Origin of the sequence: Tenacibaculum larymnensis (assembly GCF_028829235.1) — a bacterium.
GTDB lineage: Bacteria > Bacteroidota > Bacteroidia > Flavobacteriales > Flavobacteriaceae > Polaribacter > Polaribacter larymnensis.
In genome coordinates this window covers 88,344-100,143 of the sequence record NZ_JAIWJY010000005.1, presented here as the reverse complement: position 1 = coordinate 100,143, position 11,800 = coordinate 88,344, and the positions used below count along the sequence as shown (strand labels likewise).

11 protein-coding genes are annotated in these 11,800 nt (G+C 32.7%); all 11 read left to right on the top strand.

Annotation, left to right across the window (positions count from 1 at the left end):
• Window positions 1-67 precede the first annotated feature (67 nt).
• A complete protein-coding gene (locus LCI24_RS09205) occupies window positions 68-1,996 on the top strand; it encodes a hypothetical protein (RefSeq protein WP_274640116.1) in 1,929 nt (642 codons plus the stop codon).
• Window positions 1,997-1,999: 3 nt separating this feature from the next.
• Entirely contained in the window at window positions 2,000-2,923 is a 924-nt protein-coding gene (locus tag LCI24_RS09200) for a hypothetical protein (protein ID WP_274640115.1), read from the top strand.
• A 65-nt stretch (window positions 2,924-2,988) separates the two neighbouring features.
• The gene (locus LCI24_RS09195; RefSeq protein ID WP_274640114.1) at window positions 2,989-3,906 is read left to right on the top strand and encodes a hypothetical protein; all 918 of its coding nucleotides are present in this window, start codon (window positions 2,989-2,991) and stop codon (window positions 3,904-3,906) included.
• Complete coding sequence (locus LCI24_RS09190) at window positions 3,896-5,248, top strand: ATP-binding protein (protein ID WP_274640113.1); 1,353 nt, start codon at window positions 3,896-3,898, stop codon at window positions 5,246-5,248. The genes LCI24_RS09195 and LCI24_RS09190 overlap by 11 nt, the downstream gene beginning before the upstream one ends.
• Before the next feature lies 1 nt (window position 5,249).
• A complete protein-coding gene (locus tag LCI24_RS09185; RefSeq protein ID WP_274640112.1) occupies window positions 5,250-5,945 on the top strand; it encodes a GH-E family nuclease in 696 nt (231 codons plus the stop codon).
• A 35-nt stretch (window positions 5,946-5,980) separates the two neighbouring features.
• Window positions 5,981-6,784 (top strand): hypothetical protein, encoded by an 804-nt coding sequence (locus LCI24_RS09180; protein WP_274640111.1) that lies wholly within the window; start codon window positions 5,981-5,983, stop codon window positions 6,782-6,784.
• 58 nt (window positions 6,785-6,842) lie between these two features.
• Window positions 6,843-7,313, top strand: a complete 471-nt coding sequence (locus LCI24_RS09175) for an eCIS core domain-containing protein (RefSeq protein ID WP_274640110.1) — start codon at window positions 6,843-6,845, stop codon at window positions 7,311-7,313.
• Window positions 7,314-7,427: 114 nt separating this feature from the next.
• Entirely contained in the window at window positions 7,428-7,973 is a 546-nt protein-coding gene (locus LCI24_RS09170) for a hypothetical protein (protein ID WP_274640109.1), read from the top strand.
• 157 nt (window positions 7,974-8,130) lie between these two features.
• Window positions 8,131-9,411 carry a M91 family zinc metallopeptidase gene (locus LCI24_RS09165; protein ID WP_274640108.1) on the top strand — a complete coding sequence of 427 codons (1,281 nt, stop codon included), beginning with the start codon at window positions 8,131-8,133 and terminating at the stop codon, window positions 9,409-9,411.
• 204 nt (window positions 9,412-9,615) lie between these two features.
• Window positions 9,616-10,608, top strand: a complete 993-nt coding sequence (locus LCI24_RS09160) for a hypothetical protein (RefSeq protein ID WP_274640107.1) — start codon at window positions 9,616-9,618, stop codon at window positions 10,606-10,608.
• A 136-nt stretch (window positions 10,609-10,744) separates the two neighbouring features.
• The gene (locus tag LCI24_RS09155) at window positions 10,745-11,758 is read left to right on the top strand and encodes a glycosyl hydrolase family 17 protein (RefSeq protein ID WP_274640106.1); all 1,014 of its coding nucleotides are present in this window, start codon (window positions 10,745-10,747) and stop codon (window positions 11,756-11,758) included.
• Window positions 11,759-11,800 lie beyond the last annotated feature (42 nt).

Below are 11,800 nucleotides of genomic sequence, written 5' to 3'. Positions count from 1 at the left end.
AGAAGTATAAGATTAATTAAACACTCAGTAGAGTGATAAAAACAAATAATAACCTAAACCAAATTTTATGAATTCTTACAATGAAAACCTGCACTCAAGTGTTGTATCGGCACTAAATGAGCAGGAATTAAAATTACAGAAAACGAAAGCTACTTTAGATGCTTCAATGTTTTCTCTATACTATGCTGAAGGAGCTAGAATAACAGCTGCTGAAAATCTTCACAAAGCTAATGAACAATTTAGCTTTCAGCAATTAGTAAAAGAACAAGCAGTTATTGACAGTGATTTGTCTACTAATGTATTAGCTTCTGCTAATTTAGGAAATGAGTTAGTAGCAAAATCAGTAACAAATACCTCGGTTGCAGCTGCAAATGTACAAATAGCATCTAATGCTATTTTAAAATTAGCAAGTGATACAGGAAGCATTTTTAGTATGGTTAATGCAGCCGATTATGGTACAGAAATTTATGATCAAAGTAAAGAAGCTTATGAGTTAATGAATGAGACCGCTTATTTAGCTGAAAAAACATCGCAGTATAGTATGGAAGCATCAACTTTAATAGCAGAAGTACCTTCCAATACACTATCTAAAAAAGCACAAACAACAGACACATCTATTAAAAGTTTGTTAGAGGCAGTTACTACTAATTTTAATACAGCTTCAGCGAATGTGGCAACAGAGTCAGCTTCATTAGCAGATACAAACTCTAAAGAAAAAGCAAAAGAAGGAACTTTAGAAAATATAAATACAGTTTATAACTCTGAAATGCAAGCTTATAGTTTATATAATAAGGAGTTAAATCTAAACTTATTAGTAAAAGTACCAGATGTAATTGGAGAGCGAAGTAATTATAAAGTTAGTTTCAATAGTTATAAAAGTCCTTTTAATAAAGGAAGAAAAAGAGGGTATCCAGTAAAAAAGTACTACATTTTTTTAGTGAAGAATGATAGAAAAGAGATTTTTTCAATTTCTGATGCAGAGGCATTAATTTTAATGGAACCAGACTCAAAAAGGTATTTAGAGTTACCTAGTGTAGCTGATGATAAACACGAAATTGATATTTATCAATCACAATTAAAAGATGTTGATGGTAAATCAATGGGATTAGGAGAAAATTATGTGGTGTTTGTTTTTGCTGTACTAGATAATGAATATAAAAAGCTTTTAAGCACTTTTGATGATTATCTATCTGCTCCGTCAGCTATGTTTCGTTTAACAAAACAACTTGCAGCTCCAGACTCAAATACAATTAAAGTAATAGATAATAAAATGCTATTTCATATTGATGAAAATGAAGATGATGAAGTAGAATATCGTTGTATGTTTTTACCAAATAATAAGAAGCTAGTAAAAGGATTATTAACAGTAGAAGGTTTAAAAACTATTGAAAGCGAAACTAAAAAATTAGAAAGAATAGCTGATAAATACGATCCAATTATAGCTAAGCTAGAGTCAAAAATAAATAACCTTACTTCAGAAAAAGGGGGGGTTGAAGATTTATTATCGGTAAATATAGAGGAACAATCGAGTGATGATTTAGAAGCAAAAGAGCTCAAAAAACTAAAAGATGAACGTAAAAAATTAAAAGTTGAGTATAAAAATACTTCATCAGAATTATCCAAATTAGAAAAAGAGCTAACAATAGTTGAACGTAAAAAGCAGCAAGCTATCAATAGTATTGAAACTCCTGAGCATATTCAACCAGGATTCTTTTTTAATTATACCATTGCTTCAGGGCTAAACATAGAAACTTATTCAGTAGCAAAAAAAGTAGATAAAGAAGGTGAATGGGAAGTTGAAATAACGACAAGTACTACAGATAATTTTGGAAATAGATTACATGAAGAAGATAAATATATTCCAGTAGTACTAGCAATGCCAGATGAAGGAGAAGGCATAAACAAACAAATTGTAGGAGCTTTATCAGACTTTCAAAACACAAAAGACTTTACCTATAAAAAAAAGTCTTCTAATGTATTAACAAATAAAAAATAAATCATGGCAACATTAAATATAATAAATACAAATCCTAATAAGTACGGAGTTACAGAAAAAAAGAAATCAGAATTAGATGCATTGACAAATCAGGTTTTATATGCACAAGACAAAGTTGAACAATTGCAAGCTATTGTAAACTCACTAACAGAAAAATCACAGTTATTACAGTCACAGTTAGCTACTGAGAAGGCAAATAAGGATTTAGCTTTAAGTAATAAAGAATTGTTAGATCAAGTAGTAGATAATGTAATTGATTTGTTAACAGCTTCCCATGGAACTTTTGATAAAGTTGTGTGTTCAGACTCAAGAATCAAAGATGTTTCTAATAGTATAAAAGAGGTAATGGATAAACTGATTTATTCAGCAGAAGTAGTTAATAAACTGTCAAACCTTGTCATAAGGAAAAAAGTGCAAAATCCATTGATATCAGATGAATTAGTAACGATGGTTACCAACGCAGGAAAAGATGCTAATAATGCAGTAGCATTAACTCTTACAGCGTTAAACTCAGTATTTGCTTCGCAAGCAACAACAGTAGAGTCAGAAGGAACCATGTCTTTAGAATATTTATATGCAATTAAGTTGTATGAATTTATTACTGGAGAAAATTTATCAGAAGATCCTGTAGATGATACCTCAAAAAAGGTGATTAATATAATAGATAAAATTAGACTTAATAAGAGAAAGATTATCATTATAGAAGAAGAAACTACAGTAAATGAGCCAGAAAAAGCTTGTATTAAAGAGTTAATATACAAAGCATATAATAAGGCTTCATTAAGGTATAAGCAAGTGTTAATAGCTAGTAATGATGCAATGAAACAACTTAGTGAGGCAGAGACTGCTTTAAGTAAAGAAACAGGGGTTTTAAACTCATTACAATCAGGATTAGCAGCAGCAAATGCAGCAGCTTTAGCTTCTTAAATAATTTATAACATAACGTAGTTGAAATATAATCGTATTTCAACTACGTTTAAAATAGTATTATCATGAAAAATATCACCAAAAAATTTTACATCGATTTTTATAACAGAACTAATGGTTTTATACCTTCAAAACCATTAAATCAACATATATATCCAGGAGATTTTTTTCAAATACATAAAGGAGAAGTTATTGTATTAGGTAATATTTTTAAAAATAACATTATAGCTGTGGATGAAGTAAGTTTAGAATATGGTATAGAGCTGAATTCATATAATTGGAATTTTAGTAATGGAGTAACAAAACCATACTCAGGTAGAGATAGTGGTAAAAACCCTATTGAAGGAAACTTTGGATACAGTAAGCAAATATTAGCTTTTCAAGAGTTTGGAAGCTTCTTTTTTACAAGCCAACAACCAAAAGCAGTTAGAATTTTAAATTGGAATGAAATTGCTTCAGAACTAATTATCAAACTTACACAGGTTTTATATTCTTTTAGAGAGGTATATGTAGTAACAGATAGTGTTGCTACTAAAAGTTGGTCATTAGTAATTTCAGGCTCTAACAAAGGAGAGTTGGAAATAGCTTCAGAATCGGAAGATTCAGGGGTAATAGAACTATTTGGAAAAGCAAATTCAAAAACAATTCAAGCCAGAGAAATAGAATATTATCACAAAGAAAATAAAAAAATACCATCTTTTTTTAAAGCCAAAAAACTCATAGTGCAGCCAGAAAAACTTGAAGTGTTTATAAGTGATTTAATTAGAGAGAGAACAGGGGTAATAGATTGGGCAAATGGTTTATTTAAAAGTAACTTTCATAATGAAACATTCACTATATCAGCACCTAAAAACAAGCCTATATCTGTATTAGATATGTTACAAGCAAATCAGTTAAATCCCAATACAGCATTGCAATATTTTACATGGGAAAATGCGAATTTAGATGATGTAGAAAAATTATTTATTTCTTATGGAGATTAATAATAACATACAAGTATTGTATAATGAAGTTTTATGGCTACAAGAAGTCATACATAATGTTATAAGTACTTATTTAGAACACGAAGGAGAAAGACCTCATTGGACACAAATACCACAACCTAATATAACCAATGAAGAATCTACTTATGCTCAGTTTGTACTAAAATGGGAACTAAATAGCTATCAAAGATTAGCATTAGCATTGGCACTAGCTCCTCAATTAAAACCTGAAATTTTAGATGTTTTCTTTGGGAGGAATAAAATTTATGATCGTGGTTTTACAGAGTTTGGCGGAATAATAGAAAAGAATCATAGCGGTTTTTTACCTACTGGACAAACATTACTATTCTTAATTACTGCAATAGAACCACATTTAAGAAATAAAGTTTTAGAAATTTTTAGCAAAGAGAACATCCTCATAAAAGAACAGGTAATATTTATTGAAGAAACAGAAAGTTTTATACCTGAGTATAATGGAGTCTTAGCTTTTAGCAAACGATGGTTTCACTTTTTTGTTACTGGAGAAAAACCAAAACTAGAGCATAGTAGTAGTTTTCCCGCTCAAAAAATTACAACGCATTTAGAATGGAAAGATGTGGTTTTGAACGATGTGGTAATGGATCAGGTATTAGAATTAAAATCATGGCTTCAACATGGAAACACTTTGATGAAGGAATGGGAGTTGTTTAAAAAAATTAAACCAGGCTACAGGGCGCTTTTTTATGGTCCACCTGGTACAGGAAAAACCTTAACGGTTTCCCTGTTAGGAAAAGTGTCAAAACGAGAAGTATATCGGGTAGATTTATCGATGATTGTTTCAAAATATATTGGAGAAACTGAGAAAAACCTATCAAAAATTTTCGATATCGCGCAGTATAAAGATTGGATTTTATTTTTTGATGAAGCCGATGCGTTATTTGGAAAAAGAACAGAAACCAATAGTTCTAACGATCGACATGCCAATCAACAAACATCCTATTTGTTACAGCGAATAGAAGACTTCCCCGGAGTAGTCATTTTAGCCTCCAATTTAAAAGGAAATATGGATGCTGCTTTTACCAGAAGGTTTCAATCAATGATTCATTTTAATATGCCAGAAATTAGTGAACGTTACCAATTATGGAAAAATGCTTTTTCAGGAAAATGTAAGCTTGATAAAGAGATTGATCTATGGCAAATAGCGGAAGAATATGAGTTAGCTGGTGGAGCTATTATAAACGTATTACGCTTATGCGCTCTATCCGCTATTACTAGAAATGATACTATCGTTACAAAAGAAGAACTTTTAGAAGGAATTCGAAAAGAGTTCAAAAAAGAGAATAAGACAATTACTACTATCTAAGATGGGAGAATATATAAAACATAAGAAAGAAAAAGAATCAAACATTTTTCAAAGAACAGAAGGTAAAGGAAGTTTTCTAGAAGATAATAGAGGTCAAAATTTACTACCCATTCAAAGAGGTAAAAAAAATGAAGATGACGATAGTGGTGATGATTATCAACCACCATGGGCGAAAAAACAAAAAAGATTTGCATTTAAAGCAGATAAACCTACTAAGCTGATCAAAAAAACAGCTCATAAAAGAAAACATTATGATAAAGAAAAATATGATGCAGTTTATACATGTCCAGCCTGTAGAAGACCTTTAGGATATATAAATAAAGGGTCGCAAAAAATGAATTTGACTAAGTTTTCTTATACAAGTAAGAATAATAATTTAAAAAGTCAAAGAGCATTAACATTAGATCATTTCCCACCTTGGGCAGGAAGACTAAGTAAATTAGAAAGTAGAAATGCTACGGATCAAGAAATGAAAGATGATTATAATGATGAAGATAGACTAAGAGCTTTATGTAAAAAGTGTAATGAAAGTCATAAATACGAAAGTACAAAGTATATAGATTATGAGAGTGACGATGATGAAGAAGGATATATGACAGATAGTGAGGAGCCAGAAAATTCAGGAATTCATACTCCTTTTAGATATAAGAAAGATGACGATGATAGTGCTGGTGGAGGAGCAGGCATCTTAGCTTAGAAAAACCTTTTAAATAACTACAACAACATCAACTTATGGAATACAAGAAAGAAAAAATAATTCAGCAAAAGAATAATAACAGGGAAAGAGTTGGTAAAAATGCTATTCAGTTAAAAGATAATCGTTCAAAAGTATCAATATCTAAAAAAGCTGTTCAATTACGAGGGGTAGATGAAGAAGAAGAGTTTCAATTAAAATCGGACACCATCCAAAAAATAGAATTAGAAGAAGATAAAAAAGCTTTTCAAATGAAAAGTAAAGATAAAGTTATACAGAACGTAGGAATTATACAAAGAGGTAAAAAAGATAAGAAAAAGAAAAGAACAGGTAAAAAAGGAGAAACATACGGTGATATTGGAAGTGGATATTCGCAAGAAGATTTAGAAGAAGCTCGAAGAAGAACTGGAGGTATTTCTGCTCATGGGAGTAAAAAATCTGGAGCAGGTATTAGTGACAAAACAAAACAAGAATCAAGACTCTTTACAAGTGAATTAAGAAGTATTAAAGCAGAAAAAAAGGAAGCTAGAAGAATAGCAAAAATAACAGGTCATAAAAAATATGACCCCAGTTCAAAACAAACAGCTAAAATGTCAGATTTTGACAAGGCAGCTAATCGAGCTAGGGAGTTAAGTAGTACAGAAGATCAAGAAGCATTTGATAAATATCTTGAAAAGAGAGGATATGAATTTACAGATGAAGAGCTAGATGAATTATATGCAATACTTTATGCTGGTAAGTTTGATATTGATGAATTTCAAGATGATAAAAAACCAGATAAAGATGATGAGGAAGATCATGATCATTTTGGAGATGAATCAGGATCTTTAATAACCGTATAATACTTAAAAAGAATCTAATAAGTTAGTAATACTTACTAAAAATAAATAATAATAACGTATGTATACCAAACAAGATAAAAGAAAAGAAAATAGTAAAGGGGCTAACACTATTGTACAAAAGAAGAGTGTTATTAAGCAAAAAAAAGGACTTATAGATAATCGAAATGAAGCTGAAATACAAAGGAAATTATATGAAAAACCTGTTCAAAAAAAAGAGAACAATACAGGATTGCCTGATAACTTAAAGTCGGGTATCGAAACTATGTCCGGCTATTCGATGGATGATGTCAACGTACATTACAACTCCGACAAACCAGCACAACTCAATGCCCATGCCTATGCTCAAGGAACGGATATTCATATAGCAAGCGGGCAGGAAAAACATTTAGCACATGAAGCATGGCATGTAGTGCAGCAAAAACAAGGAAGAGTACAACCTACCACCTCTTTTGGTAGTGCTCAGATAAACGATAATAAAAGTTTAGAAAAAGAGGCGGATGTAATGGGAGCAAAGGCATTGTCGAAGTAATTTGATATAATAAATCAGAAATCGTAATTCACCAAGATATGTACACATCAACCCCCCCCTAAAGAGGATAAAAATCGACCAGTTGTTCAGAGGAAAGACACTCATAAACAAGGTTTGAAAATAGAGGATAATCGCTCTGAAGCCGTAGCTCAGCGAAAGCTAGAAGAGGCAGTGAGTTATTCTACTCAAAAACAAACACCTTTTATACAATTTAAAAAGTTAGGTGTTATGCAGCTTGGAAGAAAGCGAAAAGGAAAAGGAAAATTCTCTACCGTAGGCGCTTCCCCAGCTGCATCTGCCGTCACTAATATGTTTATACAGCAACATATAGGTAATCAGGTTGCAGCACGTCAAATGGCACAAAATCGAGCTGGTACAGGTATTGCAGCAAGTCATACGATTGATATAAGTGAAACTGCAAAGTTACTTAGTGAAATGCAGCAAAGGATTAATAGTGGTTATTATATACCCGGAAACCAAGTTATGAGTCCATATGCTGGTGGAATGCAGTATTTAACTGCAAATTCATACAAAATTTGGGAAACGAGCTTTGATAAGAAAGGAAGATTAAAGAAGACTAAAATGATTCATAAGAAATTTTATTACGATGTCTTAGGTATGGCTGGAAACGCGTTGCATCACTTTGACGGTCCAGCATAGTTTAAATGTTTCCTTGCCGATGCAACAAAGTGGGAATTGAAAAAGAGACTCATAACAGAAGCTAAAAGCTATTGAAAACGTCTTTTAACCCAATTGTTAGATATAATTAAATACTTTATAGGAGGTTTACTAAAGAAAAATTTAAAAAGTGTAAGATATGTACAACCAACAAACCAACCCAAAAGAAAGTACAAGAGAAGCAACTGCTAATATTGTAGCTCAGAAAATGAACACTCAAAAGAAAGGTGTTGGGTTAGTGGATAACCGATTTAATATCATTTCACAAAAAAAGATATTTCAAGCAGCGGATAATGGCTCACAAGTTGGACAATTGGAAGGTTTTAAGCGTTTGGAAAACAATACATCACAAGTTCATCAACTTGCTGCGATACAGATGTTGCAATCATCAACAGGTGTGGTTCAATGCCTTCTAAGAAGTAATGAATTAACTAGACGAGTTCGAGATGTTGATGGAAACCCTGATAATCTGTTTATTTTTCGAATTAGGCAAGCTCTTGTTAGGTTTCACAGGTTGAAAAAGCCATGGTTTTTTGGCAAGCAGGCATATGCTGATAATGCCATGGCTGAATTGGATTATATGGAACACCAAGCTTATAATTATTTAAAAGTAAATAAATCTCAAGCACGTAATCCAGGAACAGAAAAACGGGTCATTCATGAATTATTAGATGATATTCAAGAGGCACATACAGAAACAGTAGAATACATTCATGCGAATAACTTACGCCTCTACATACCTGATCGAGCTGGAATGACGCAGCAGCAATCGACTAATCTTGATAATAATTGGGATGCCATAAGAAATGGTACAGGAACGATTACTATTGACTCTTTGGCTAGAAGTTATGGACCTGGTACTAGCAATGTAAATTTACCGGACTTCGCTAAAAATAATCGAGCAATGTTTGCTAGAATTATGAGTCGTCCAAATGGTAGACAATTGGTAGGTGAACTATTGGATAATAGCGATGGAAATAATATTCCAATAGACATTCGGGCGTATCATCCAGATTTGGTTAATATGGGGTTTGTAGGGGCTGAAGCGAATCCTTATGATAATAATGCTTTAGCCAGGATTCGAGGGGCTTCAAAAAAATTTAGAAGAAGAGGTACGGGTTCTGGAAGCCTCGTTGGTATGCAGGATGGATTGCAAGATTCTATAAATGTTAATCAAGATGCAAGTGGAGACGATCTTCCATCACCAGCATTTATACTCGTAGCACATGAACTTATCCATGCTCTTCATAATAAACAAGGCAACAATCGTCGGAATGTGAAATCGCAAAAATATAATGCTGGTGCTATTCATCATGGGTGGACAAATCAGGAGGAACATACAACGATAGACATGGGGCAAGGTATTACAGAAAATGATTTACGTGAAGAACATAATTTAGGACGTAGACATGGTCATTAAGAAGTGAAATGGAAATTATTCCTGTTCAAAGCGAGGAGCAAGAATAGATATGTTGAGTGTGAAGCAGAGTAAAATTTAGGACACCTAAAGATGTATTCGAAATCACAGGTAATGTCAAGTTCAAATAGAAGCTTATAAAAGTGGTCTATGACAAAAACCAAAAAACTATGGCAACTGAATAAATCTAATTAAAAAGTTTAAAATATGTACACCCAACAACCTAACCCAAAGGAATATCAAAGCCAGTCGGTCGCTGATGCTGTTGCTCAAAAAATGAGTGCTAGAGAGAAGGGTATTGAGTTGGTGGATAATCGATTTAAAAAGAGTATTCAACAAAAGAGTATACAGAGTATTCAAAAAAAGGAAAACACAATAAGTACTCAACAGAACTTAGGAAACCAAATAGTACAACGTATTCCTTTCTGGAAAAAGGAACTAACAGGTGTATCTGTTGTTGGAGGAGCTATTGCAGGGGGAGTTGGGTTGGCCACATCTACTCCTTTGTTAGCTTTAGCAGGAGGCGCAGCGTTACTTGGAGGTGCAGGGTATGCCACATATAAGGGGTATCATCATATAAAAAGGAGAAATACACTCAACCGTATGGTGAATCAAATTGACCAGTTTGCTCCAGGAGCAAATCCTAATGTAGCTTTGAATCCGAATGCTTTAGGGAGAAGTCAGATAGCTTTGGTAAAACCTCCCGGTGCTCTAAATACAGACCCTGCTGGACCTCTTGCAGGAAGACAGTATCGCATAGACATAAATCCGAATAATCCTACGGGGGAGCATGTTAGTGATCCTGATATTATTAGAAGTGCTATGTTACACGAACAAACACATGTAGCCAACGATCAGTTATACAATGCAAATGCAAATAGAACTCACGATACCAATATATACAATGCCACTAATTTGGAAATGAATGCAAACCCAGAAATTGATGAAGTTGTTTATCAGAGAGTTACAAACTTAATGAAAACAGTTACAAATGATAAACAAGTGCCCAATAACTTAAAAGGATATATAAAAAATAGGTTAGATTATATTCTTGGCGGTGCAAACCCCTTTATAGAGTACGATACAGTAGTCAATGAGTTACTCTATTTTATGACAGCAAAACATATTGAAGCAGACTCGCCCACTATGCAGGAAATAACTAAGATGGCTTCAGAAAATATAGTACGTAGAGGAGGCTAAAAATTAATAGGATATTCTCTATTTTCATTATAAAACAAAACTCTCTTACCTCATTTTTACACGTTTAAAGATGTTTTTAAAAAAAGATTTTAAATATGTTATAGCTTTATAATCAAACTACAAAAACTAACCAATTATGAATCATTCAATATTTGAATCAACCATAGGTGTTAACTTTAGTAATACCTTTCAAAGTACAGGGAAACAAGTAAGCGCAGTAATGGCGGCCGCACAAATAAAAGCAACGGGTGTTAAAACAGTTAAAATGTTTACCTACAATCAGACAGATTGTATTAGTGCTTTTGTTAAGGAAGGATTACAAGTTTTAGTTGATATTCCTAATGGAGATTTAAAAGCCTGTGCTAATAATGATACAGCTACTATAAATGCCATTATAAAAGTATTATCAGATTATTCAACCACCATCCCGATGGTTTGTGTAGGAAATGAACCACTAGGAGGTTGGTGGAATAATGCTTATGCACCAGATCTTGTAGATGCTTTGAAAAATATTAAAAGCGCTATTGCGGCGAAAGGGCTAACTACCAGAGTAACTGTTCCTTTTAATTATGCTATTATGGGAAATTCATATCCGCCTTCAGCAGGAACTTTCAATGGTAGTCTTAAGAATACAATTTTAGATGTTTGTGCTATTTTAAAAGAAGATAATTCAGTGTTTATGGTCAATGTATATCCATTTATTACTCAAAAAAATCAGCCGAATAATGTTCATTTAGATTATTGTTTGTTTACTGCAGGTGAAAAGCATTGGGTTCATGATGGAAGTTATACGTATAAAAATATTTTTGATGCAATGTATGATGCGTTATATGTAACATTAGTAAATAATGGATATGGAAGCTTACCTATTGTTATTGGTGAAGCAGGATGGCCTACAGGACCTACAGCTACTTACTCTACAGCAACAAAAGCAAATGCACGAACATTTAATCAAAATTTAATTAATCATTGTAAAAGTGGAAACGGAACGCCACGTAACCCTAATGTTAGAATTCCTTGTTTTATTTTTGAAATGTATGATGAAGATAAGAAGCCAACTGACGCTGGTCTTTTTGAGCAACATTGGGGAGTTTACAGATATAATTCTCAAAGTGAAAATTATGAAGCTAAGTATAGTTTAGCATGGTAACTAGTTGTATGATAAAAAAGAGGATAGTTAATTAACTATCCT

Coding starts and splice junctions, on each gene's coding strand:
- LCI24_RS09205 (WP_274640116.1), top strand. CDS start 68: ATGAATTCTTACAATGAAAACCTGCACTCAAGTGTTGTATCGGCACTA.
- LCI24_RS09200 (WP_274640115.1), top strand. CDS start 2,000: ATGGCAACATTAAATATAATAAATACAAATCCTAATAAGTACGGAGTT.
- LCI24_RS09195 (WP_274640114.1), top strand. CDS start 2,989: ATGAAAAATATCACCAAAAAATTTTACATCGATTTTTATAACAGAACT.
- LCI24_RS09190 (WP_274640113.1), top strand. CDS start 3,896: ATGGAGATTAATAATAACATACAAGTATTGTATAATGAAGTTTTATGG.
- LCI24_RS09185 (WP_274640112.1), top strand. CDS start 5,250: ATGGGAGAATATATAAAACATAAGAAAGAAAAAGAATCAAACATTTTT.
- LCI24_RS09180 (WP_274640111.1), top strand. CDS start 5,981: ATGGAATACAAGAAAGAAAAAATAATTCAGCAAAAGAATAATAACAGG.
- LCI24_RS09175 (WP_274640110.1), top strand. CDS start 6,843: ATGTATACCAAACAAGATAAAAGAAAAGAAAATAGTAAAGGGGCTAAC.
- LCI24_RS09165 (WP_274640108.1), top strand. CDS start 8,131: ATGTACAACCAACAAACCAACCCAAAAGAAAGTACAAGAGAAGCAACT.
- LCI24_RS09160 (WP_274640107.1), top strand. CDS start 9,616: ATGTACACCCAACAACCTAACCCAAAGGAATATCAAAGCCAGTCGGTC.
- LCI24_RS09155 (WP_274640106.1), top strand. CDS start 10,745: ATGAATCATTCAATATTTGAATCAACCATAGGTGTTAACTTTAGTAAT.